At 58.9% G+C, this 22,945-nt stretch carries 20 protein-coding genes; 11 read left to right on the top strand and 9 right to left on the bottom strand.

Features of this window, described 5'->3' with window-relative positions:
- Nucleotides 1–2: 2 nt before the first annotated feature.
- Nucleotides 3–455: a dUTP diphosphatase gene (gene dut, locus C3B54_RS04640; RefSeq protein ID WP_245867786.1), complete on the bottom strand. Its 453-nt coding sequence runs from the start codon at nt 453–455 to the stop codon at nt 3–5.
- A gap of 31 nt (nt 456–486) precedes the next feature.
- Between dut and C3B54_RS04635 the strand changes: the two genes are divergently transcribed.
- Entirely contained in the window at nt 487–924 is a 438-nt protein-coding gene (locus C3B54_RS04635) for a DUF3093 domain-containing protein (protein ID WP_158665537.1), read from the top strand.
- A gap of 158 nt (nt 925–1,082) precedes the next feature.
- On the opposite strand, the gene C3B54_RS04630 is transcribed toward C3B54_RS04635, so the two are convergent.
- A complete protein-coding gene (locus tag C3B54_RS04630; protein ID WP_104913455.1) occupies nt 1,083–1,376 on the bottom strand; it encodes a DUF4193 domain-containing protein in 294 nt (97 codons plus the stop codon).
- Nucleotides 1,377–1,582: 206 nt separating this feature from the next.
- On the opposite strand from C3B54_RS04630, the gene sepH reads away from it, so the two are divergent.
- The gene (sepH, locus tag C3B54_RS04625) at nt 1,583–2,704 is read left to right on the top strand and encodes a septation protein SepH (protein ID WP_104913454.1); all 1,122 of its coding nucleotides are present in this window, start codon (nt 1,583–1,585) and stop codon (nt 2,702–2,704) included.
- On the opposite strand, the gene C3B54_RS04620 is transcribed toward sepH, so the two are convergent.
- A complete protein-coding gene (locus C3B54_RS04620) occupies nt 2,701–3,837 on the bottom strand; it encodes an alkaline phosphatase family protein (protein WP_158665536.1) in 1,137 nt (378 codons plus the stop codon). The two genes, sepH and C3B54_RS04620, sit on opposite strands and share 4 nt — an antisense overlap.
- 3 nt (nt 3,838–3,840) lie before the next feature.
- Between C3B54_RS04620 and C3B54_RS04615 the strand changes: the two genes are divergently transcribed.
- On the top strand, nt 3,841–6,303 hold the full coding sequence (locus C3B54_RS04615) for a DNA gyrase/topoisomerase IV subunit A (protein ID WP_104913452.1): 2,463 nt from the start codon (nt 3,841–3,843) through the stop codon (nt 6,301–6,303).
- 7 nt (nt 6,304–6,310) lie between these two features.
- On the opposite strand, the gene C3B54_RS04610 is transcribed toward C3B54_RS04615, so the two are convergent.
- Nucleotides 6,311–8,386 carry a DNA gyrase/topoisomerase IV subunit B gene (locus tag C3B54_RS04610; RefSeq protein ID WP_245867783.1) on the bottom strand — a complete coding sequence of 692 codons (2,076 nt, stop codon included), beginning with the start codon at nt 8,384–8,386 and terminating at the stop codon, nt 6,311–6,313.
- A 236-nt stretch (nt 8,387–8,622) separates the two neighbouring features.
- Here C3B54_RS04610 and C3B54_RS04605 point away from each other — a divergent pair, with 236 nt between their 5' ends.
- From C3B54_RS04605 to C3B54_RS04595, 3 genes are read left to right on the top strand one after another with little or no spacing between them, the layout of a single operon-like run.
- Nucleotides 8,623–8,865, top strand: coding sequence for a DUF7455 domain-containing protein (locus C3B54_RS04605; protein WP_245867782.1), 243 nt, complete (start codon nt 8,623–8,625; stop codon nt 8,863–8,865).
- Nucleotides 8,849–9,514: an alanine racemase C-terminal domain-containing protein gene (locus tag C3B54_RS04600; RefSeq protein WP_104913450.1), complete on the top strand. Its 666-nt coding sequence runs from the start codon at nt 8,849–8,851 to the stop codon at nt 9,512–9,514. Before C3B54_RS04605 ends, C3B54_RS04600 begins: the two co-directional genes overlap by 17 nt.
- A complete protein-coding gene (locus C3B54_RS04595; RefSeq protein WP_158665535.1) occupies nt 9,511–10,575 on the top strand; it encodes an alanine racemase in 1,065 nt (354 codons plus the stop codon). The genes C3B54_RS04600 and C3B54_RS04595 overlap by 4 nt, the downstream gene beginning before the upstream one ends.
- Nucleotides 10,576–10,635: 60 nt before the next feature.
- On the opposite strand, the gene C3B54_RS04590 is transcribed toward C3B54_RS04595, so the two are convergent.
- The 4 genes from C3B54_RS04590 to C3B54_RS04575 all read right to left on the bottom strand — a co-directional run bounded on the left by C3B54_RS04590 (nt 10,636) and on the right by C3B54_RS04575 (nt 15,534).
- On the bottom strand, nt 10,636–11,397 hold the full coding sequence (locus tag C3B54_RS04590; protein WP_104913448.1) for a hypothetical protein: 762 nt from the start codon (nt 11,395–11,397) through the stop codon (nt 10,636–10,638).
- Nucleotides 11,394–12,665, bottom strand: a complete 1,272-nt coding sequence (locus C3B54_RS04585) for a Mur ligase family protein (RefSeq protein WP_104913447.1) — start codon at nt 12,663–12,665, stop codon at nt 11,394–11,396. Before C3B54_RS04585 ends, C3B54_RS04590 begins: the two co-directional genes overlap by 4 nt.
- Before the next feature lie 9 nt (nt 12,666–12,674).
- Nucleotides 12,675–14,336, bottom strand: a complete 1,662-nt coding sequence (locus C3B54_RS04580; RefSeq protein ID WP_104914268.1) for an RNA polymerase sigma factor — start codon at nt 14,334–14,336, stop codon at nt 12,675–12,677.
- A gap of 262 nt (nt 14,337–14,598) precedes the next feature.
- Entirely contained in the window at nt 14,599–15,534 is a 936-nt protein-coding gene (locus tag C3B54_RS04575) for a proteasome assembly chaperone family protein (RefSeq protein WP_104914267.1), read from the bottom strand.
- 158 nt (nt 15,535–15,692) lie between these two features.
- Between C3B54_RS04575 and C3B54_RS04570 the strand changes: the two genes are divergently transcribed.
- The 4 genes from C3B54_RS04570 (at nt 15,693) to C3B54_RS04555 (ending at nt 20,886) form a co-directional block, all read left to right on the top strand.
- Complete coding sequence (locus tag C3B54_RS04570) at nt 15,693–17,222, top strand: leucyl aminopeptidase (protein WP_211286273.1); 1,530 nt, start codon at nt 15,693–15,695, stop codon at nt 17,220–17,222.
- A gap of 69 nt (nt 17,223–17,291) precedes the next feature.
- Nucleotides 17,292–18,665 (top strand): dihydrolipoyl dehydrogenase, encoded by a 1,374-nt coding sequence (gene lpdA / locus C3B54_RS04565; protein WP_104913446.1) that lies wholly within the window; start codon nt 17,292–17,294, stop codon nt 18,663–18,665.
- Between the two features lie 35 nt (nt 18,666–18,700).
- Entirely contained in the window at nt 18,701–20,173 is a 1,473-nt protein-coding gene (gene sucB, locus C3B54_RS04560; protein ID WP_104913445.1) for a 2-oxoglutarate dehydrogenase, E2 component, dihydrolipoamide succinyltransferase, read from the top strand.
- A gap of 14 nt (nt 20,174–20,187) precedes the next feature.
- Nucleotides 20,188–20,886 carry a DUF4191 domain-containing protein gene (locus C3B54_RS04555; protein WP_104913444.1) on the top strand — a complete coding sequence of 233 codons (699 nt, stop codon included), beginning with the start codon at nt 20,188–20,190 and terminating at the stop codon, nt 20,884–20,886.
- A gap of 57 nt (nt 20,887–20,943) precedes the next feature.
- Here C3B54_RS04555 and C3B54_RS04550 read toward each other — a convergent pair whose 3' ends face one another.
- Nucleotides 20,944–21,339, bottom strand: coding sequence for an RDD family protein (locus C3B54_RS04550; protein WP_245867778.1), 396 nt, complete (start codon nt 21,337–21,339; stop codon nt 20,944–20,946).
- A 130-nt stretch (nt 21,340–21,469) separates the two neighbouring features.
- On the opposite strand from C3B54_RS04550, the gene glnA reads away from it, so the two are divergent.
- Nucleotides 21,470–22,894, top strand: coding sequence for a type I glutamate--ammonia ligase (gene glnA / locus C3B54_RS04545; protein ID WP_104913442.1), 1,425 nt, complete (start codon nt 21,470–21,472; stop codon nt 22,892–22,894).
- Nucleotides 22,895–22,945: the final 51 nt, after the last annotated feature.

The following is a 22,945-nucleotide window of genomic DNA, read 5'->3' as shown; positions in this document are numbered from 1 at the left end:
GTTTACTCTCCTGCCTTGCCCGCAACGCCAGTGGAGCCAAACCCTCCGTCACCCCGATGCGAACCGGGAAGAGAGTCGACCTCTAGCATTCGCGCCACACTGTGCTGGGTAATCACTAACTGGGCAATACGGTCACCGGCGCGAACCACAAACGGGGTTGTGGCATCAGTGTTCCACAACACGACCTGGATTTCTCCGCGGAAGCCCGCGTCGATAATTCCGGGTGCGTTGACCATGGAAATTCCGTGGCGAATTGCCAACCCACTGCGCGGCGTCACCCACCCTAAGTAACCTGCAGGCAGAGCGATCGACAGGCCGGTGGGCACCAGCTGTCTCGCCAGCGGCGGCAGTTCACACTCGATACGGGAAACAAGGTCCATTCCTGCATCACCGGGATGCGCATAGCGGGGTGGCTGCCCCACGACGAGAATCTCGACACTATTTTTCTGGTCCACGTTCCCAGGTTATACGTGGTCGAATAAGGGTGTGCACCTGTTTCATGAACGGTTGACCCCTGCGTGGTGGCTCGTTCTGGCGTTGTTTCTTGCCGTTCCCACCAGCGTGTTGATCTTCCTGCCGTTGAATCTCGCTCTGGGCTTTGTCGTCGGAGTAGCGATCTGGTTCGGGCTTGTCGGCTTGCTGTGGTGGGGTGCCCCGACAGTCCGTCTCGACGAAGATTTTCTCTACGCGGGCCGTGCCCATATTGAACGGCGATTTATTACCCGCTGCGAACCCATTGACGCTCAAGGTGCACGGGCCGCGAAAGGTATCGACTTAGATGCGAGAGCATTTCTTGTGATGCGCCCGTGGATCACTCCGGTGGTCCGCGTTCACTTAAACGACCCCCGTGACCCCACCCCGTATTGGCTGATTTCCACAAGACGCCCGGAACAACTCTCCGACCTCCTAAGCCGCCACGACTAAAGGGCTACACAGCCCACCATTAAAACCCTCGGGGCCATGGCACAGTGCACTCCGCGGGCACAGAGCAACCCGCAGCGACACAACCCCTCGCGCTGAGTCCATCACTGCGCGTCTGACCTCGAGGTGAGGGCGTTCAACCCTGAATCGTCAGATGTGACCTAGGAGGAGCATTCGCGACACACTGGACCGAGTTTGGTGTCGTGGTCCCGTTGCGAGCGGTGTTTCACAAGGAAGCATTCGACGCACGTAAATTCGTCTTCTTGGGGTGGGAGCACCACGACATCGAGCTCGATGTTGGCGAGGTCTTGACCCGCGAGTTCCACACTGCCCGGGTTATCAGCATCATCGGCGTCAACCGAACCGCTTAGCGAATCAGGTACACGCTCTTGGAGGGCCTGAATAGATTCAGTTTCCTCTTCTCCCTTGCGCGGTGCGTCGTAGTCCGTGGCCATCTCGCGTGACTCCCTCACCTTTCCTGTCTAGACAATACGAAGCACCAGTGTGCTCGCTAACCCCTAGAGTTTCCCTGGATATTGAACAATTACGCTCAGCAACACGCAAGCGAGAAGGATTATTCCCGTTTTCGCCACGCTGAACAAAAATCATCCATGGTTCATGCAGCCGTGACATCCTAGTGACAACGCCACCTGGAGGTCGGATGCGCACCCTACAAGTCATCGGAGTAGAGGAAGACCGACTCATCGTGGTGTCCGATTCGGGTGAGCGGTTCATTATTCCCGTCGACGAAGCTCTTCACAACGCCCTTCGCAAACCATCGATGTCCCGCCCGGCACAGGCAAGCAAAGTGTCTCCCAGGGAAATCCAAGCCCACATTCGCAGGGGTCTGAGCTCCCAGCAGGTCGCCGATTTAACAGGCGAAACGCTTGATTACGTGACCCTATTTGAGGGCCCAGTTGTCGCTGAGCGCGAGTACATTGCCCAGCAAGCTCAGGCCATCCAAATCGAACACCCCTTGGGTGATCGCGACAGGCACGTCAGTTTTGGTGAGTCTGTCCGGCAACGACTCGGAGATTTGGGCGCACACGACGCCACATGGTCAGCCTGGAAGGAAGAAACGGGTTGGCGAGTTGAAGTGCGCTTCACCGAAAACACAGTCGAGCATCAGGCGATGTGGTCATTTGAACCGCGCAAACAACTGCTTGTGCCCCTGAACGACGACGCCACCACGCTGTCTCAACCCGAACCCATTCAGGGACCATTGATTCCAAGACTTCGGCCGGTCGTCGCCACCGACGATAGCCCCGCCGGAGAACGCTTCGATTCCGAAATTTTTGACAACATGCCACTATCGGACACTGGGCCCCTGTTGGAGCCCGTGGCATACGGAAAAACCTCGGCACTGTCAGGCCAGCCGACACCACACGACTCCGACGACGCTGATTCCCCCGCGAGTAATGAAACAGCAGACCTTCTGGAAGCACTTCGGCGTCGACGAGGAGAGCGGGAACCGGCGCCTGAGGGTGAAGACCTTTCTCGCAGTAACCACCCGTCGACCGGAAGCATTCGGCTCGTTCCTGACGAGGACGCCGAACCAGAGGTACACGCCAGTGAAAAAACGGCCTCGATCCATTTCTTCCCCGGGACCGGTGAAGTGCCCCGAGAAGAGCCAGCACACAACGTTTCGGCTTCCCCTGAAGGCTCCGAAGAAGGCCCGGACGCAGAGGCACCACAAAAACCAAGGCCTAAACGCGGACGACCCAACATGCCCAGCTGGGATGACATCGTCTTTGGCACCAAACCTGGTGACGACCCTGCCTAACCCCGCTGACTGGGCAAGGTAATAGCGGGCACACGCACTTCGGCGGCACTCCAGGAACCGTGTTGGCCGACCATTTGAAGAGACTGCAGGCTCAATGTCGCCTCGTCGTAGAGGGCACTATTGCCTTCGGCAAAAAGAACAAGGTCACCGATCCGTCCCGCGTGTGCCGCGGGGACTGGGCCAAAAATGTCTTGTGACATCACCTCTTCGTGGGTGAGAACACTCGCGCGTGACACTAGTTCGGTTTGAAGTTCGCGCCCAATTACCGACGCTTCTGCAGGGTCGTGAAGATACAGGTGAGCACATCGAGGCTCGCCCGCCCAGGCCGCGATACCCGAGCGCACGGGATGCTCCGCAGGCAAGATCCACTGATCTGCCCCTCTCACGTCAACCATTCCGTGGTCGGCTAAGACCACAACCTGCTCATCAGGGGCGACCATGGACCACAGTGTGGCGATAAACGAATCGATGGCCTCCAGGGAATCCCGCCACCCGACGCTGTCCACTCCCCGCTGATGGCCGACCCGATCCAATCCGGGCCAGTAAAGGTAGGCGAAGCCTTGGTCGTATTGATCCCAAAAGGATCGATAGGCCTGAAGGTGCCCGTCCAGAGTATGCGAGGCCACAAACTCGGCCCCCCGCAAAATCGACTCACTAAAGTCGGTTCCGACAAACCGTTCTTCCCCCACCGCCAACGAGACCACACCGCGCTCACCTAGGCGTTCGAAATGGGTGGGGGTCGGTTGCCAGTTGCGCGAGGTCACCCCCGCCGGGTAGGGCTTCAGGTGGTTCACCAACGCCTTGGATTCCGGGTCACGCACGCAGTAGCCGAGCAGTCCGTGCTCACCGGAGTGCCGACCCGTCGTGATGCTGGCAAGCGCTGCCGCCGTAGTGGAGGGCAAGCCAGACGAAATCACCTCGCCGTGTTCCACCAACGCTCTGTGAAGCACCCGGGCGTGCCCAGAATGCTGCTCGATGAGTTGTGCCCCGAGACCGTCAATGACGACAAAAGTGACTTTTGATGCCCGCAGTGAATGATCGACCAGGTTGTCAGCGAGTCCTCCGACGAGTTCTTCAGAGACATCGGCCAGGCTCCGCGTTGGCTCTCGATGCCCCGGTAACATAGGCGCCATCTTATGACTCCTCCCCCCTCTCCCCCGGCTCCCACCGGCAGGGACCATGAACCCGATGACCGGATCGTTGATATTGACCTCTCTGACGAGATGTCGGACTCGTTTTTGGAATACGCCTATTCGGTGATTTACCAGCGCGCACTGCCGGATGCCCGCGACGGCCTGAAACCTGTGCAGAGGCGCATCCTCTACCAAATGGCTCAAATGGGGCTGCTTCCCGAACGCGGGCACGTCAAATCCGCTCGAGTTGTCGGCGAAGTGATGGGAAAGCTCCACCCTCACGGTGATAGTGCCATCTATGACGCGCTTGTCCGCTTGGCTCAGCCTTTCACCATGCGGGTGCCTTTTGTGGACGGTCACGGGAACTTCGGATCCCCCGATGACGGGCCGGCGGCGGCGCGGTACACCGAAGCTCGGCTGCGCGAAGAAGCCGTTCAAATGGTGGGCGAAATCGATGAAGATGTTGTGGATTTTGTTCCCAACTACGACAACCAGCTGACCCAACCGTCCGTACTACCCGCCGCTATTCCCGCGCTGTTAGTCAATGGCGCAAGCGGTATCGCCGTGGGAATGGCGACAAATATGGCTCCGCACAACCTCGGAGAGGTGATTAACGCGGCCCGCCACCTCATCGACCACCCCGACGCCAGCACCGAAGAGCTGATGGGGTTTGTGCCCGGACCTGACCTGCCGGGTGGCGGGATCATTGTGGGCACCGAAGGAATTGCTGAGGCCTATCAGGTCGGACGCGGGAGCTTCAAAACGAGGGCCCGGGTGTCCATCGAACAGGTAGGCCCGAGAAGTCAAGGGCTGGTGGTAACCGAACTTCCCTACCTCGTGGGGCCCGAACGGGTCATTGAGAAAATCAAAGACGGCGTCATTAATAAAAAGATCCAGGGCATCAGCGACGTCAACGATCTCACCGACCGGCAACACGGTTTACGTTTGGTCATCACCGTGAAATCGGGTTTTGACCCACAGCTTGTTCTCCAGGCTCTCTACCGACTCACTCCTCTCGAGGAGAGTTTCTCGATCAATAACGTCGCGCTTGTCGAGGGGCAACCTCGCACGATGGGCTTACGTGAGCTCCTCCAGGTGTACATCGACCACAGAATTTCGGTGACCACCAGGCGCAGCACGTTCCGTTTAGGCAAGAAACGTGACCGACTACACCTCGTCGAGGGTCTCCTAATCGCCATCGTTGACATTGACGAAGTGATTCATGTCATCCGATCGTCAGATGATTCCGCTGCCGCAAAAGCCACCCTGCAAAGTGTGTTCGATCTCACCGAAATCCAAGCCGAATACATTCTTGAGTTGCGTCTTCGCCGGTTGACCAAATTTTCGCGAATCGAATTGGAAACTGAACGAGACGAACTTGTCGCCGACATTGAGGCCCTTGAAGCACTACTGGCCGACCCTCAAGCAATTCGTGACCTGGTGGGCCACGAATTGGGCGAAACATCGAGGCGCTTTGATTCCCCGCGACGCACCGAGATCAGGTCCGCGGAAGATGAACCCGTCCCCACTCCCAAAGCCACTCGCACCCCAACATCTCTGGAGCGCCAAGACGCCCCCTGCGTGCTAATCCTCACGGCAACCGGGTTAGCAGCACGAATAGATGGAGATGAGTTCACTACCCCACGGGCTCGTTTAAGCCACGATGCTCTGCTGGCGCAGTGGCGCACTTCCACACGAAGCCCCGTCGGTGTGGTCCTCTCAGACGGCCAAGTCATCACCGTTGAGCCCGGAGAGTTCCCCGCCCTCAGTGCGGAGAAAATCACACCGAAAGACGGTGTGGATCTCGCGGGGTTCGTCGGTGCGGACAAGGGTGTTCGGGTGTTGGGCGCTTTCCCGTTGGGTGAAAAAGCCCCGGTGATCGCCTTAGGCACCCGCCAGGGCGTAGTGAAACGGGTTGAACTGGCTGCACTCCCCCAGAAAACCTCGCAACACCTCATTTCCCTGAAACCCGACGATCAGGTCGTGGGGGTGGGTATGGTCGCCGATGAAGATTGGTTGTGTTTCATCACCGATGACGCGCAACTGCTTCGTTTCCCGGCCCAAGCGGTCCGCCCTCAGGGGCCAAGTGCTGGCGGCATGACAGGGATCAGCCTGTCAGAGGGCCACGAGGTGATTTCTTTCCACACGGCCTACAGCGAAGACGCTCAGGTTGTGACAATCTCCTCAAGCTCCTCGGCTCTGAGCGGTGTCGGGCCGGGGCGAGCAAAAGTCACTGCCCTCCAGGCCTTCCCGCCGAAGGGGCGGGCCACCAAAGGGGTGCGCGCGCACGCGTTTTTGAAGGGCGAAGACATCCTCACCAGTGCGGCAGTTGCGATGAAACCCTTGGCTCTGAGCGCCGGTGGGCGTGCCGTGGAATTACCGGAACCCACAGACAAACGCGACGGTTCTGGTTCCGTTCTTCCCGCCACGGTGGGTCATGTTGGCAATGCTCCCGGGTTGGATTAGCGCCGCGCTACACGTCAATCGATGCGGGGTCTAGTCGCGGCCGATCCGCGATGAACTGTCGACGAGGCGCCACTTCGTTCCCCATCAACAGTTCGAACATGGCGGCCGCAGCCTCTGCATCGACTACCCGAACCCGACGCAACATTCGCCCGGAAGGCATCATTGTAGTTTCGGCGAGCTGGTCAGCATCCATCTCCCCGAGACCCTTGTAGCGCTGGATGGGTTGTTCGTAGCCAATACCTCTGGCTTCCAGATCCGCCAGCACGCTGTTTAACTCTGCTTCCGAGTAGGTGTAGAGCACTTCATTGGGTGTGCTGCCTCGATGCTTTGCGACAACGCGGTGCAAGGGCGGAACAGCCGCAAACACTCTCCCCGCCTCAACAAGAGGTCTCATATACCGGAAGAACAAGGTGAGAAGCAGGGTTCTAATGTGAGCGCCGTCAACATCGGCGTCACTCATCACAATAATTTTTCCGTAACGGACCTGATCGAGGTCAAACGTTCGACCAGAACCTGCGCCAATCACCTGAATGATCGCCGCACACTCTTGGTTGTTCAACATGTCTTGCAGGCTGGCTTTTTGGGTGTTGAGAATTTTTCCGCGAATGGGCAGAAGCGCTTGGGTATCGGAATCTCGAGCGAGCTTCGCCGTGCCGAGGGCCGAATCGCCCTCCACAATGAATAATTCTGTGTTGTCCACTGACTTACTTCTGCAATCGACCAGTTTTGTGGGCAGGGTCGAGTTCTCTAGTGCACTCTTTCTGCGCTGAGTCTCTTTGAGGGTTCTTGCCGAAATGCGAGTTTTCATTTCGGCGACAACTTTTTCCAGCAACAGTGCGGACTGTGCTTTGTCGTCTCGCTTACCGGATTGGAGACGTTCCCGCAGTTTTTCGCTCACCACCTGCTGCACAATCCCTTTCGCCGCAGGGGTGCCGAGCACTTCTTTTGTTTGACCCTCGAATTGTGGTTCAGGCACCCGAACCGCGACTACCGCGGTGAGTCCCGCGAGGACGTCATCTTTTTCTAACTTGTCAGAGCCGACCTTCAAACGCCGGGCGTTTTTTTCCACTTCCTGGCGGATGACCTTCATCACCCCTTGCTCAAAACCTTGAAGGTGTGAGCCGCCCTTGGGGGTTTGGATGATGTTGACAAAGCTTTTGATCACGGTGTCATAGCCGGGGCCCCACCGCACGACGACGTCCACAGCGAGTTCACGCTCCAGCTCGGTCTGCTCGAGGTGGCCATTGTCTTGCAGGACCGGAACAGTTTCAGTGAAAGTCCCGGTGCCTTGGAAGCGCCACGGACCCACCCGCGCCTCATCGGGTGCGAGGTAGTCGGCAAATTCAACGGTGCCCCCATCGAAATGGAAGGATTCTTTCCGGGACGGTTGCTGCCTGGTGTCACTAATTTCGAGCGCCAGCCCGGGTACCAGGAACGCTGTCTGCCGTGCCCGGTCCACCAAATCATCGACCGAAACAGACAAGTCAGTGCCGAACACACCGGGGTCGGGCCAAAACCGGACGCGAGTTCCGGTGACGTTTTTGCCCACTTTGCCCCGCACTTTGAGAGCACTATCACTCACAAAAGGCTCAAAATCCGACTTCGGGTCAGGCTCGGCTGAATCCTTAAATACTCCAGGTTCTCCTCGCCGAAAAGACATCGCCCAGGTTTTTCCGTCCCGGTCAACTTCTACGTCGACCCGCGCGGACAAGGCGTTCACCACAGACGCACCCACACCGTGCAATCCACCGCTGGACTGATAGGACGAACCGCCAAATTTGCCTCCAGCGTGGAGTTTGGTGAACACCAATTCCACGCCACTCAAACCAGATTTGGGTTCGATGTCGATGGGAATACCACGACCAGTGTCAGAGACTTCGATGCTGTGATCGGGGTGAACAATTACCTCAATGCTGTTTCCGTGGCCACCGATTGCCTCGTCGACGGCATTGTCGATAATTTCCCACACACAATGCATCAAGCCGCGTGAATCAGTCGAGCCAATGTACATACCGGGCCGCTTCCGAACGGCTTCCAGCCCCTCAAGAACAGAGAGATGCCGGGCGGAATAGTCCTTGGCCACGAGTACCCCTTTTTCTGATTTGTCGTGTGTTTCTGATTCGTCGTGTGTGCTGAATCTGCAGCCCTCCGAGCATACGCACCGGTGCGAGCCAGGACAGGTAGCGCCAGTCGGTGTGTGGAAACTTCCTGCGCACCCTAAGAAGCAAAACTACGCGCAGGGCGAAACAGTGCCGTCCTTGCAGCTAAAGCTCGCTTCGTCGTGATGGAATAGTGTTCACCACAACGGAAGGACTAAGGATGACTCAGAGCGCGGCAACCATCGAGAGCATCTCCGACACCACTTCGGAGGGCAATGCTCCCCTGGGTTTCGGTGACCACTGTGATAGCTGTGGCGCACAAGCCTATGTCCGGGTCACTCTTCCCTCTGGCGTCCTACTCTTTTGTGCTCACCACGCGGACAAGCACCGCGCGAGTCTGAGCGACAGTGCACTCGTCTGGCACGACGAGACCCATCGCCTCCGCGATGAATCGGCCAGCTGACCTCCCTCCCCTGCGCTGGGCCATCACGCGCACAACACCGCTGCGAGATTCCCTCAGCGCGCTTTTGGGCCTCAAAGGCCCAGATCATCACCTTGATTTGCGCGCCAACGCTTTTGGTTTAGGGGCCCAACACGTTGCGCAAGTCGCGGCCGATTTAGGTTTTCGCTTTGCCACCTTGGACGCAGGTGAGTGTCACCCCAAACTCGAAGTGACTGCCAGCCTGCCAGAGTCTCTATGGCTTCAACTCGCCCATCAGCACCACGCCCAGTTGCTCCAAGCTCGAGTGGTGAATTCGAAGTCAGTGGCAGCAGGCGCCGAAGTGTCATATGGCGGTTACTACACAACCCCGACACCCACTCACCTCGCATTAGTGGCGATCGGGTTTGCCGACGGTGTTCCCCGACTGAACCCAGTGGGCGGCATGGTCGAAGCTCGATCACAACGTTTCCCTGTTGCGGGTCGGATTGCCATGGACCAGCTCATCATCGACACCGGGGACGAAGCGTTGGTTCCAGGTGACGTGGTGACCGTATGGGGTGGCGCTGTCAGCGCCACCGAGTGGTCTGAGTGGTCGAAGCGTCCACTGGAAGTCATGGGTTCCGGAATAGGACCACGGGTGCACCACGTGGTGGATGGGCCACTGTCGTGACGGGACCACATATCGAACTAAACCGAGCTGCCCTCGCTCACAACGTTGCGCAGATTCGGGAGCTCTTGGGTTCGGATGTGTCACTCATGTTTGCGGTGAAGTCCAATGCATACGGGCACGGGATGGAGCTGATTGCTCCGGAGGTCATTGCCCAAGGGGCCGATGAGTTAGCGGTACTCGACATCCAAACTGGCGTCGCAGTGCGCGACGTGGTGCCAGAAGCTCCCCTTTTGGCGTGGCTACTCGAACCCTTAGACAACTATGCGGCGGCCTCCACCCACCGGCTCGAGTTGGGGATTTCGACCGTAGAACAACTCACGATGGTGGCCAAGAGCGCGCCCAAGACCCCACTTGTGGTCCACCTCAAAGTGGACACCGGTCTGCACCGAAACGGTGCTACCGCTAATCAGTGGCCGGAATTTTTCACTGTCGCGGCCGAACTTGAGCGCGCCGGGGTCATTACGGTCAGAGCACTCTGGTCCCACCTCGCAGACACATCAATTGAGTCCAGCCTGTCGGCTCTTAGTCGACTCCAGGATGCGGCCACAACGGCACGTGACGCGGGGCTTCACCCGGAGATTATGCACCTCGCCGCCTCCCACGGCGCCCTCGAGGTGCCAGAAACCCGTTTGGACATGGTGCGCTTTGGAATCCTCGGCTACGGGGTGAGTCCCTTTGATCATCACACCGCTGAAGATCTCGGCTTCCGTCCTGTCCTCACCCTCTTGGCGCCCATCACTCGCATCACCGAAGACACGATCTTCCTGGGGATGGGCTACCGACAGGGATTACTGTCCCCGTTGACACCAGGGGCCACAATCCGTGTCGGGCATACTCCGCTTGAGCTGGTCGCGGTGGAAGCTGACCACACAGTGTTGCGTGGTTCATTTTCCCCAGAACACCTTCAGGAGGGCATGATGGTGCCGCTGATGGGAGCCAACGCTCCCGGCGCCTCAGTCGAAGCGTGGGCTGGCTGGACCCACACCATTGGTGACGAAGTACTCGTGCGCTTACACCCGGACATCCCACGAAATTTCTCTGACGCGCCGATTGATTCGTGAGTGCCATGCGCTCTACGCAGCATCGTGTCGGCTGCGCCGACTCCTGTCAAGGTGTGAGCTCTACGCCGTGTTCAACCGGTCGACGATGCCCTGCCTGGCTTTTTCTGCCCTGAAGTCGGCGAGCTGATGTGTGGCCGTGTGCTCTGGCAAGGGTGTGCCATCTCGCTTCGCCCAGGCGTAGAGAATGTCATCCGCAATAGCGGGGTTCAGGGCCAGCAGTGGCCCTGAGAGAGTACTCACCCAAAGATTTTCCTGGCTCACACCGTCACCAAGAACACCTTCTTCAGTAATGGAGGTGTAACCCGACCATTGGGTTGTCGCCGTCACATCTAGGGTGATCAGGCTGGTCACGCCGGAGCCCTCACGCTCCGTGTAGTCGTTCAAATACCCCGCAACGGGTCTGCCCTTGGCATCTTTCCCACTCACTTCGGCGGAAAACCTGGCACCACCTTGGCGGGCAGATATGGGAGTGAGACCCAGACCCTGGTAGACCTCGCCCTTGGCGGTTGTAACCGACTGGCCCAGAAGGTCTCCACCGAGGCCAATCCCACACCACAGCGAGCCCTGTTCTTTGAAGCGGTGCAGACCTTTTGCCCAACGACTGAACTCTGGGGCAGCTACCTCGACCACGGAGGAGGTTCCTGAGCCCAGCACCACAATGTCGGCAGAATCGGGAAGGTCCTCACCCGCGCGGACATCGTGTAGCTGTGTGTCCACACTCCACCATTTGAGCCGCGCCTGGAGCACCTCGGCGTTACCCAGGGAACCGTTAAGCCCCAGTAGTTCCGGCAGGATTCTCACAATTCGCACTGGCGCGCTCATCCGCTGGTCTCCAAATCGCGAAGACCAGCAATGCGCCGCATTGCCATCATCTGTTCGTAGTTCACGATTGCGGTCACCGGTGCGCCCTTGGGGCCCAGGCCAGCCAAGTAGTCCATCGCTTCTTTGGTGTCCTCAATAATTTCGCCCAGCTCGATGCCGCGATAAGTCAGAAACGTGGCCCACTGCCACGCCTTGGAACCCGACAAGACGTCAACCTTCGTAATGGGACCAAGGTCAAGATCGTAAATCCAGGAAGGGTCCGGAGTTCCTTCATCGACGGCCACCCACACTGTCGCGGGGGGTTCCACCACCGTCTGAAGATTGACCTGCATGCTCGGCAGGTTCTTCTGCATCAGTAACTCAAAATCACGCCCGGCGTAACTGACGGTCTCTGCTCGACCCCACACCGGGGGAAGCTCGGTAAAAGCCTTTTCTGCCTGCTGCCATGACCATTTGTCTTGCAACAGTTCGATTGACAGGGCGAGAGCCAGGGTTGCATCAATGCCCCAATGGAGGCCTGGTGCGGGCAGCGCGAATATGTGAGCCATCCCCTGCTGGTCGAGGACAGTGGCGGTGTCTTTATCTCGATCAGATAGCACCAGTCGGGGGCCCACGCTCGGAGTGATGCGCCCACGGTAATCACCGAGGGTTGCATGGGAGATGCCCTCAGGATGCTTATTGCGCAAGTCCTCGGTGAGGGAAACAGTGTGAAGGGCAACACCCTCCTGCAGGCCCTCTTCGAGGGCGAGCAAAGCGGGTTCAGCGTCGTTCACCAGGAGTGCTTTCGTGGTTCTTGTGGCCACGGTGAGCATCATTTCCCACACCCGCTCAGGTTCGCCAAAACGGTTGAGCTGGTCCAGCTGAAGGTTGGTTACAACAAAGTTGGCGGGTGTAAGCCGGGCCGAAACCATCGGCCCATAGGCTTCATCGACCTCGAGAATGGCGATATCCGCATCAATTTTCCCGTTCAAGCGGGCGTCGGCGAGGACAGCTGAGGCGAGACCTTGGGGCAGATTACTTCCCGCCGGGTTTGTAAAGACCCGAAGTCCGTGAGCCCGGCATAACGCCACTGCCATTGCTGTTGTTGTCGATTTTCCGTTGGACCCGGTGATGAACACCACACCACCGGGGATTCGACCTACGGTGTGCTCGAGAAACTGCGGGTCGATTCTTTGGGCGACTAACCCCGGAAACGCGGAACCGCCACCGCGGGTCCTGGCAAGAATGCGCACCAAGCGACCGACCAGGATGGCAAGGCGCAGTAACACCGACCGGCCTTACTCGAGGTAGTCGCGCAGGGCCTGAGAGCGCGAAGGGTGGCGCAGCTTTGCCATCGTCTTGGATTCGATTTGGCGAATTCGCTCTCGGGTCACACCAAAGGTGTCACCAATTTGGTCCAAGGTCTTCGGCATCCCATCGCCCAAGCCAAAACGCATCCGAATAACGCCCGCTTCGCGCTCTGAGAGCGAATCTAACAGCGACTCCAGCTGCCGCTGCAACATGGTGAACCCGACAGCATCCGCGGGGACAACAGCCTCGGTGTCTTCGATGAGGTCACCAAACTCGCTGTCACCGTCCTCGCCTAGCGGGGTGTGAAGCGAAATGGGCTCACGGCCATACTTTTGAACCTCAACAACTTTTTCCGGAGTCATATCCAACTCACGGGCAAGCTCTTCAGGGGTGGGTTCGCGGCCCAAGTCCTGAAGCATTTGGCGCTGAACCCGGGCAAGCTTATTGATGACTTCGACCATGTGAACGGGGATACGAATGGTGCGGGCCTGATCAGCCATTGCGCGAGTGATGGCCTGTCGAATCCACCATGTGGCATAGGTCGAGAACTTAAAGCCCTTGGTGTAGTCAAACTTCTCTACGGCACGAATCAGACCGAGGTTTCCCTCTTGGATGAGATCCAGGAACTGCATTCCGCGTCCGGTGTAGCGCTTTGCGAGCGACACCACGAGGCGCAAGTTAGCGCCCAACAGGTGGTTTTTTGCCCTCTGCCCATCTTTGGCAATCTCGTGAAGTTCTCTGGCGAGTTTCGTGGTCTTTTCGCGTTGAGTCAGTTCGGAGAGTTTTTCTTCGGCGAAAAGTCCGGCCTCAATCCTCCAGGCCAATTGCACTTCCTGCTCAGCATTCAGCAGGGCAACTTTTCCGATTTGCTTCAGGTAATCCTTGACAGGGTCAGCTGTCGCGCCCGTGATTGTGGTGGAGACAATGGGGACATCTTCTTCATCACTGCTCTTGATGACGATTGCACCGGAGGGAAGCGCCTCCCCAGCGCCGGCAACCCCTTGAAGGATTGAGGCACCCAGGGCTTCGACCTGACGGTCATCGATGACCTCATCGTCACTGTCCGAATCGGTGTCGTTTGATCCGTTGTCCCCCGCTGCGGCGGAAGCCGTCGGTGCAACTTTTTCCTTGCTTTCCTCATCGGAGGCGGATTCTTCTGCGGCAGCGGAAGCAGGCTTTTTCTTTGCGGTCGCCTTGGCTGGCGCGTTAGCAGTCGAAGCTTTTTTTGCGGCTGGTTTCTTCGCTGCCGTCGCCGACGCAGCGGGCTTCTTCGCTGCGAGCTTCTTCGCGGCAGGCTCCTTCGCCGCAGGTTTCTTCGCCGCTGTTTGCGAGGCCGCAGCCTTTGCCGAAGGTGTCGAACTTGGCTCTTTCTTCGCGGGAGCTTTCTTTACAGGAGCTTTCTTTACAGGAGCTTTCTTCACCGCAGCCTTCTTTGTTGCCGTTGACTTCGCTGGCTCTTTTGTGGCGGCAGGTTTTTTCTCTGCAGCGGACTTGGCCGGCGTCGCCTTTGTCGTGGCAGCTTTAGCGGCAGTGGACTTGGATGCCGGTTTCTTCGCGGGAGCCTTCTTTGCCGGAGCCTTCTGGGATGCGGGTGCTACCGCGCCAGATTTTTTCGATTTGGCTGCTGTGTCCTGAGAGCGGGTGTTCACGGAAGAAATGTGATCCTTTTGCGTATCGGGGGCGGGGACTGTGTTCTGGGCGTCGTCGCCACCTCGACCAACGAGCCGACGGAGAGCACCCCGAAGACCTCTTGGAGCTTTATTAGTACCTTGCGAGTCGCGTGACGAAGCCACAGCGCACCTACTTCACATTTGCGGGCAGTAGGAAGACCCTTGTCAAGTCTGCGCGAGCAGACCTGCAGGGCCTAGGCCTCCATTATGGCACTAAATACCCGGGGCTACGCCCAGCTCCCTAGCTCTCCGTGTTTGGAGTGTCACCGGAGTCGACTGAGCGGTGTGCCAAAAAATCTTGAAGCTCCTGCGCGATGGTCTCGGCGCTTGGCACTTCACCGGCTTCGTCCATCAGCGGGGACGCCAACGGGTTGTCTTCCATGTAGGAATCGTGTCGCTTCTCCAACACCCCCACCAGGCGCTTCAACTCGTCGTTTCCTTCGACCTGGTCAGCAATACCGGCAAGAAAAGTCCGGCCTTGTTCACGCAGTGAATCAGTGGGGAAAATTCTCCCCGTCGCCGCGGTGATGCTCTCCAGTGCGGAAATCGCTGCCAACGGGTATTCAGTGTCCGCCAAATAGTGCGGCACGAGAACGACAAACCCCGAGACGGGGTGGCCTTTGGCCTGCAGGCTGTATTCCACCAAATGCATCATGGTTCCCGGAACCCCGGTTGTCGGCCGCCACACTGAGAGGCGATCGGTGAGGTCCTCGCGGTTGCCGCTGACAGTCACACCGAGCGAACGAGTGTGGGGAACCGGCATGGGAATTGCGTGCACCCAGGTGGTGGAAGCCACCTGGTAGTGCTCAATCAACTCAATAATTTCGCGATTCACCTGCTCCCACCGCATATCGGGCTCATAGCCAGAGAGCAGTAGGAACGGTTCTCCTAACTCGTCGCTGACCAGCGAGAGTCCCAGACGCTGGGGTTCGTATTCGGTGAGGTGGGTTTCTTCAAATTGGAAAATGGGGCGCCTGGCGCGGTAGTCCAAGATCTCGTCGTTGGAAAACCGTCCAATCTCGACACTTTCTAACGTGTCTTCCATGTAGGTGTTGACCTGGCTAACCGCAGAGCCTGCGTCCGCAAACCCGGTCAGCGCAACAACCAAGGGCAAGCCCTCAGGCACCTGGGGTGCAAGGTCGGCATGACGGAAAATGGCAGTGTCCACGTCCCCCATCGTAGGGCTCGACACCCCGAGCAATCCGAGCGTTCGCTCACGGCCCACCGCAGGCAAGGATTGCCCCAGAAAGGATTGCCCCAGTACCTCGACAACTGTGACTGTGTCCACCGGGCCCCGACAGGGTGGACACACATGCTCGTGGCTACCATGTAGGGGTGAATATTCCCCGCGTTGTCTCCCACAATCAACCCGCTGACCTCATCGACTGCGACGCCCTCATCGTGGGCATCACCCCTGGCCTCGACAAGACCCCCACGATTGTGGGCGATGTGCTGGGCGAAGCTGACACTGCGTGGTTGAAGGCGGCCGCAGTCGCGTTGGGTAAAAAAGGTTCCCTTGACGAGGCCACGGTTGTCCCCGCTCCCCCCGGCTGTAAGGCCACAACGGTCATCCTTGTCGGGTTGGGCCCGAAAGAATTGACGCCATCGTCTCTTCGCCACGCCGCGGGAAGCGCCACACGCGCTGCAGGACCCGTTTCGCACATCGCGGTGGCACTGCCCGTGGACGATGCTGCCTCCGCCCAAGCAGCAGTCGAAGGCGCGCTGCTTGGCGGTTACCGGGTGAATGCGAAAAAGAAACCGACGGACGACCCTGACTGGGCAACGTTGACGATTGTGGGCACCGACAAACAGGGCGCTCTGCAGGCTGGGGCAGTCATCGCCGAGTCCGTCTATCTCGTGCGAGATTTAGTCAACACGCCGCCCAACGACCTGTACCCAGAATCCTTCACAGACCACGTCACTTCGGCTCTCAAAGGCCTCCCCATCGAGATTGACGTTTTGGACGAACACCAACTCGCTGAGGGAGGATTTGGAGGAATTTTGGGTGTCGGGCAGGGCTCCACACGGCCACCCCGCCTCGTCGCGCTTCGCTACCGTCCCGAAGGGGCCACAGCCCACATTGCCCTGGTCGGCAAAGGCATCACTTTCGACTCGGGCGGGCTGTCGCTAAAGCCCGCGGCATCCATGGTGGGCATGAAATATGACATGACAGGCGCTGCCACCGTCTCGGGCGTGATGCGTGCAGTGGCGTCACTCCACGCACCCGTTGCGGTGACAGCCTGGCTGTGCTTGGCGGAGAATATGCCGTCTGGTTCCGCGCAGCGTCCCGGTGATGTGATCACTATTCACGGCGGAAAAACGGTAGAAGTACTGAACACCGACGCCGAGGGCAGGCTGGTCCTGGCCGATGGTCTACACGCCGCCAGCGAAGAATTTCCTGACCTCATTGTGGATGTTGCCACCCTCACGGGGGCGGCCCGCATTGCATTAGGTGAGCGCTACGCAGGTCTGATGGGTGACCAGTTGGCGACCGGACTGGTAGCACAAGCCGCTGAGTCGGCCGGCGAACTGGTGTGGACCATGCCACTGCCGGAAGAACTGCGAAAAGGCCTCAACTCTGATGTCGCCGATATCGCCAACGTCGCGACCGGGAGCTCACTGGGAGGGATGCTTGTCGCCGGTTTGTTCCTCAAAGAGTTTGTCGGACCCAGGCAAGGCCAGCCTGCTGACGATGATAGTTCCGCCCAGATTCCCTGGGCGCACCTCGACATCGCGGGGCCTGCCTCCAACACCAGCAGTGCCTACGGGTACACCCCGAAAGGGCCCACCGGTGCGACGACGAGGGCCCTGGTGAACTTGGTGATGGCCATGGACTCTGACGCCGTAGCCAGTCTTGTGCAGTAGTAGGCTGGGGGCCCGGCGGGGTCATATCTGCCCTGGCCACACACCGCACTACGCGAGGGAGTCCAACCGGTGACCGACCACACTTTTGATCTTGTCATTCTCGGAGCGGGAAGTGGTGGGTACGCTGCCGCTCTTCGCGCAAGCCAACTCGGCATGTCTGTCGGTTTGATCGAAAAAGACAAGGTGGGTGGCACCTGCCTCCACGTGGGCTGTATTCCCACAAAGGCCCTGTTGCACGCGGCTGAAGTGGCTGACTCAGCACGCCACTCGGAAATGTTCGGGGTGAAAGCCTCCCTGGAGGGCATCGACCTCCCCGCGGTAAACGCCTACCGAGACGGCATTGTCTCCAGCAAACACAAGGGTCTCCAGGGACTGATCAAGGCACGCGGGATCACCACCATCGAGGGTGAAGGCACACTCGTCTCCCCCACCACAGTGCAGGTCGGCTCAGACACGGTCACCGGTAAGAACGTGGTGCTCGCCACCGGCAGCTACCCGCGCACGCTTCCCGGCCTGGAAATTGGCGGTCGGGTCATCACTTCCGAGCAGGCTCTTCAGCTTGACTATGTCCCCCAATCGGTGATTGTCCTCGGTGGCGGTGTCATCGGTGTCGAGTTCGCCAGCGTGTGGCGCTCCTTCGGCAGTGAAGTGACCATTATTGAGGGGCTGAACCACTTGGTTCCCGCCGAAGACGAATCCGTCTCGAAACAGTTTGAGCGCGCGTACCGCAAGCGCGGAATCAACTTCTCTCTGGGGGTGCGCTTCCAAAGCGTCACGCAAAATGACCAGGGTGTGACGGTGACCCTGGAGGACGGTCAAACCTTTGAGGCCGAGCTTCTCCTCGTCGCTGTCGGCCGCGGGCCCAAAACCGACGGCATGGGCTTTGACACGGTCGGTGTAACCATGGACCGCGGCTACGTACTCACCGATGAGCGCCTTCGCACCAACGTCCCCGGTGTCTATGCCGTAGGCGACATCGTTCCAGGAATTCAGCTGGCTCACCGCGGTTTCCAACACGGTATTTTCGTGGCGGAAGAACTCGCTGGTCTAAACCCCCAGGTGATTAACGACGACCACATTCCCAAAGTCACCTACTCGGAACCCGAAGTGGCTTCTGTGGGGCTCTCGGAGGCGAAAGCTGTTGAAGCCTACGGCGCAGAAGGTATCGCCATCTATGACTACAACTTGGCCGGAAACGGTAAGAGCCACATCCTCGAAACCGCCGGTTCCATCAAAGTGATCCGCCAAGTGGATGGCCCCATCCTCGGAGTCCACATGATCGGTGCCCGCGTGGGCGAACTGATCGGCGAGGCGCAGGTCGCGGTCAACTGGGATGCCTACCCAGAAGACGTGGCACCGCTACTTCACGCCCACCCCACCCAAAACGAAGCCCTCGGCGAAGCCTTCTTGGCGATCGCCGGAAAACCCTTGCATGCCCTCTAACCACACCCGGTTAACCACACAGGAGTTGATTACCCATGAGTGATGTCACTCTCCCCGCCCTCGGTGAATCAGTCACCGAGGGAACTGTCACCCGCTGGCTAAAAGCCGTCGGAGACAGTATCGAAGTAGATGAACCGTTAGTTGAAATTTCGACCGACAAGGTCGACACCGAGATTCCCTCCCCCGTGGCGGGCATCGTCCAAGAAATCCTGGTCCAAGAAGACGAAACCGTGGAAGTAGGCGCCGTCCTTGCACGTGTCGGCGACCAGGGCGCTGCCTCCGCCGCAGAGCCTGCGGCCCCCGCTGCTGAACCCGCCACACCGGAACCTGCTGCAGAACCAGCTGCCCCTCCGGCCGCACCAGCACCTGCAGCTCCGGCTGCATCTCCGGTAGCCGAGCAACCCGCGGCCCCAGCTGCGCCCGCGCCACCAGCTCCCGCTGCGCCGGCCGCAACACCGCCGGCTCCGCCGGCGGCACCTGCAGCACCCGCCCCCGCTGTGGCGGCGGCTCCCCAGTCTGCGGATGCCGCAGCTCCGGTAGCAACCCCGGAAAAACCTGCCCTCAGCGGCGAAGATGCGTCCTACGTCACGCCCATTGTGAGGAAACTCGCCCAGCAACACGGTGTGGACCTCAGCACAGTCAGCGGTACCGGCGTGGGCGGGCGCATCAGGAAAGAGGATGTCCTTCAGGCTGCCTCCGCAGTGGCAACACCGGCAGCGGCGGCGTCCCCCGCGCCTGTCGCGGCGGCACCCGCAGCTCCCGCTGCCAGTGAGCACAGTGTGGAAGCCTCAGCGTTGCGTGGAACCTCTCAACCGATGAGCCGTCTGCGCAAGGTCATTGCGGAACGCGCTGTCGCATCAATGCAGCAGACCGCTCAGTTGACCAGTGTGGTGGAAGCTGATGTGACTGCTGTCGGCGCGCTTCGCGCTCGCGTGCAGGATGCTTTCGTTCAACAGACCGGCGGGAAGCTAAGCTTCTTGCCCTTCTTTGTGAAAGCCGCAGCCGAAGCACTCCAAGCGTTCCCCATCATCAACGCCACCGTGGAGGGTGACAGCATCGTGTACCCCGCGACGGAAAACATTTCCATTGCTGTCGATACGGAGCGCGGTCTCTTGACTCCTGTCCTCCGCGATGCGGCGTCCAAGACGTTGGCGCAGATTTCCCATGAAATCGCGGACTTGGCGGCCCGGACCAGGGACAATTCCCTGAGCCCCGATGAGCTCTCCGGCGGCACATTTACCGTCACGAACACGGGTTCCCGCGGTGCACTGTTTGACACCCCCGTGGTGTTCCTGCCCCAGGTAGCGATTTTGGGAACCGGAATCGTCCAAAAGAAGCCCGTTGTGGTCTCCCACAGCGGAAGTGACTCGATTGCTGTGCGCCAAATGGTGTACCTGTCGTTGTCCTACGACCACCGAATTGTTGACGGCGCCGACGCTGCGCGTTTCCTGGGCCAGGTAAAAGCACGCCTTGAAGCTGCCGATTTTGACGCCGTAATGGGCATTTAGGGAGTATCTGAAGAATGGCGGAGGAAACGCAAAAAGAACCCGGGCGGATGACCCAGCTGTGGCGGGTTTTCCAAATGACCCGCAAAGCGGACAAGTGGATTGTTCCTCTGCTGATTGCCGTGTTCCTTGGTCCCGTGGCGCTAGGAATCCTCCTGCCGCTAACAGTGCTCCCCGGCGGGATCTTGACACTCGTGTTGTGGATTCTCTCGGGAATACTCACCGGCGTGCTGTTAGTCCTGGTGGTGTTGGGAAACCGCGCCGAATCCACTGCCTACAAACAAATTGAGGGCCAAACGGGAGCTGTCGGAGCTGTCCTGCAAAACGGCCTGCGCAAAGCGTGGCAAACCAGTGAATACCCTGTGGCCATCAACCCGAGGACTCGCGACGCCGTCTACCGTGCTGTCGGTAAATGTGGCGTTGTCTTGATCGCTGAGGGCTCCAAAACACGCTCCAAGAAACTTCTCGACGATGAGCGTCGTCATGTCGCACGCGCAGTCCCACAAATCACTATCCACCACCTGTATGTCGGACCAGACGAGGGTGGTACACCGCTTCGTCAACTGCGCAAGGAGCTAAACCGCTTCAAGAAGACGCTGAGCAAAGCCGAAGTGTTGGCCGTGGCGAACCGCTTGGAGGCGCTTAAGAAACCCGGCAGTATCCCCATCCCTAAAGGTATGGACCCCGCTAAGGCACGAGCGCCAAAGCCCCGCTAAACAGCGCCTCGGCGTGTTTGCACAGTGACACACCTCAGGATTTCTGTGGGGGTCTCTTTAGCGCGTGACGAGGATAGTGCCCACTAGCCGATCGTGAGCGCCCCGTCGATCGTCATCGCTCATCAGCGCCGGAATCACTAGGGCGATCAGCAGGGGTCGCACGACGGGCGCGAGAATACCCAGCCGTCCGCCGGCGATGGGGGCGATGCGAATCTTCATCAGCAGATGTCCGGGAGACCCAGCTGCCAGCAGGCCACCAATGATGTGGAGTAAGACAAAGACTCCCAAAATGCTGAGGTTATTGAAGCCGAAAAATAACGCTGACAGACCTAACGCCAGCACCCAGTCAATGATTATTCCGGCGATGCGCCGATTCCATCCAGGGGTGCTTCTGGGGCCTTCTTCTGGCAGTCCAAAGCGCTTTCCAGGCCAGTAGTTGTCGGATTGTTCCACCACAGCAGTCTAGGAGTTGCAGGTTTCGTAACATGGCCGAAACATTGGGGATATCCCAGCGTGATGGCGGATGCTTACCCTGAAAGAGCTACGGAGTGTAGCCCTTGTCTCATCCACCACAGGAGTGTGTATGTTCCGCGACTCGTCTGAGGCTCTCGCCTTCATTAAAGACACTGACGTAAAGTTCCTTGATATTCGATTCACCGATCTGCCTGGCGTGCAGCAACACTTCAACCTGCCAGCGCGTGCCGTCGACGAAGAGTTCTTCACCGTCGGCCAACTCTTCGACGGATCGTCGATTCGCGGATTCCAGTCAATCCACGAGTCTGACCTGCAGCTCATCCCCGATGTGACCACCGCCTACGTGGACCCCTTCAGGAACGAGCGCACCCTCGTCATGGTCTTCGACATTTACAACCCCCGCAACGGGGAAATTTACCCGCGCGACCCACGCCAGGTCGCCAAGAAGGCGGAAAAGTATCTTGCCTCGACGGGTATCGCCGACACCGCGTTCTTCGCCCCCGAAGCAGAGTTCTTCATCTTTGATGACGTGCGCTACGAAGTAAACCAGCACACAAGCTTCTACTCGGTTGATTCCGAAGAGGGCGCCTGGAACACCGGTCGCGAAGAAGCCGGCGGAAACCTCGCCAACAAGACCCCTTATAAGGGTGGTTACTTCCCCGTGTCACCGGTCGACAAGATGGCAGACATCCGTGACGACATCGTGTTGAAACTTGAAGAAGTGGGCTTAGAAGTTGAACGCAGCCACCACGAGGTGGGCTCGGCTGGCCAGTGTGAAATCAACTACAAGTTCAACACGATGGTGCACTCTGCCGATGAAATCTTGAAGTTTAAATACATCGTGAAGAACACTGCGGACAACTGGGGCAAGACGGCCACCTTCATGCCCAAACCCCTCTTTGCCGACAACGGTTCGGGTATGCACACCCACCAGTCACTGTGGAGTGACGGCAAGCCACTGTTCTTCGATGAGGCCGGCTACGGTGGCCTGAGCGACGTTGCCCGCTGGTACATCGGTGGTCTGTTGAAGCACGCCCCGGCAGTGTTGGCCTTCACCAACCCTTCGATCAACTCCTACCGACGACTGGTGAAAGGCTTCGAAGCCCCGGTTAACCTGGTCTACTCGGCAGGAAACCGGTCCGCAGCGATTCGTATCCCCATTACCGGGTCGAACCCGAAAGCTAAGCGCATCGAGTTCCGCGCACCCGACTCGTCCGGTAACCCCTACCTCGCCTTTGCCGCTCAGATGATGGCAGGGTTGGATGGAATCCTGAACAAGATTGAGCCCCACGAGCCAGTCGACAAGGACCTCTACGAGTTGCCCCCTGAGGAAGCAAAATCGATTCCCCAGGTCCCGGGTTCACTCGAAGGCGCCCTGGCGGCACTGGAAGCAGATCACGAGTTCTTGCTCGCTGGCGGAGTATTCACGAAAGATCTCATTGACACTTGGATCGACTTCAAGAGGGAAAACGAACTCCTGCCTTACGCGCAGCGTCCGCACCCCTTCGAGTACGAGCTCTACTACAGCGTCTAAGCGTTCACACGCATTGAGGGGGTCAACAACGGTTGGCCCCCTCAATGCGTT

It is taken from the genome of Pontimonas salivibrio, from assembly GCF_002950575.1.
Classification (GTDB): domain Bacteria; phylum Actinomycetota; class Actinomycetes; order Actinomycetales; family Microbacteriaceae; genus Pontimonas; species Pontimonas salivibrio.
This window is presented reverse-complemented; position numbering and strand designations above follow the sequence as displayed.

Excerpts from the sequence above, each read along its gene's own strand:
- C3B54_RS04630 (WP_104913455.1), bottom strand. The coding sequence starts at position 1,376 with ATGGCCACGGACTACGACGCACCGCGCAAGGGAGAAGAGGAAACTGAA.
- sepH (WP_104913454.1), top strand. The coding sequence starts at position 1,583 with ATGCGCACCCTACAAGTCATCGGAGTAGAGGAAGACCGACTCATCGTG.
- C3B54_RS04620 (WP_158665536.1), bottom strand. The coding sequence starts at position 3,837 with ATGGCGCCTATGTTACCGGGGCATCGAGAGCCAACGCGGAGCCTGGCC.
- C3B54_RS04615 (WP_104913452.1), top strand. The coding sequence starts at position 3,841 with ATGACTCCTCCCCCCTCTCCCCCGGCTCCCACCGGCAGGGACCATGAA.
- C3B54_RS04605 (WP_245867782.1), top strand. The coding sequence starts at position 8,623 with ATGACTCAGAGCGCGGCAACCATCGAGAGCATCTCCGACACCACTTCG.
- C3B54_RS04600 (WP_104913450.1), top strand. The coding sequence starts at position 8,849 with ATGAATCGGCCAGCTGACCTCCCTCCCCTGCGCTGGGCCATCACGCGC.
- C3B54_RS04590 (WP_104913448.1), bottom strand. The coding sequence starts at position 11,397 with ATGAGCGCGCCAGTGCGAATTGTGAGAATCCTGCCGGAACTACTGGGG.
- C3B54_RS04575 (WP_104914267.1), bottom strand. The coding sequence starts at position 15,534 with ATGGGGGACGTGGACACTGCCATTTTCCGTCATGCCGACCTTGCACCC.
- sucB (WP_104913445.1), top strand. The coding sequence starts at position 18,701 with ATGAGTGATGTCACTCTCCCCGCCCTCGGTGAATCAGTCACCGAGGGA.
- C3B54_RS04555 (WP_104913444.1), top strand. The coding sequence starts at position 20,188 with ATGGCGGAGGAAACGCAAAAAGAACCCGGGCGGATGACCCAGCTGTGG.
- glnA (WP_104913442.1), top strand. The coding sequence starts at position 21,470 with ATGTTCCGCGACTCGTCTGAGGCTCTCGCCTTCATTAAAGACACTGAC.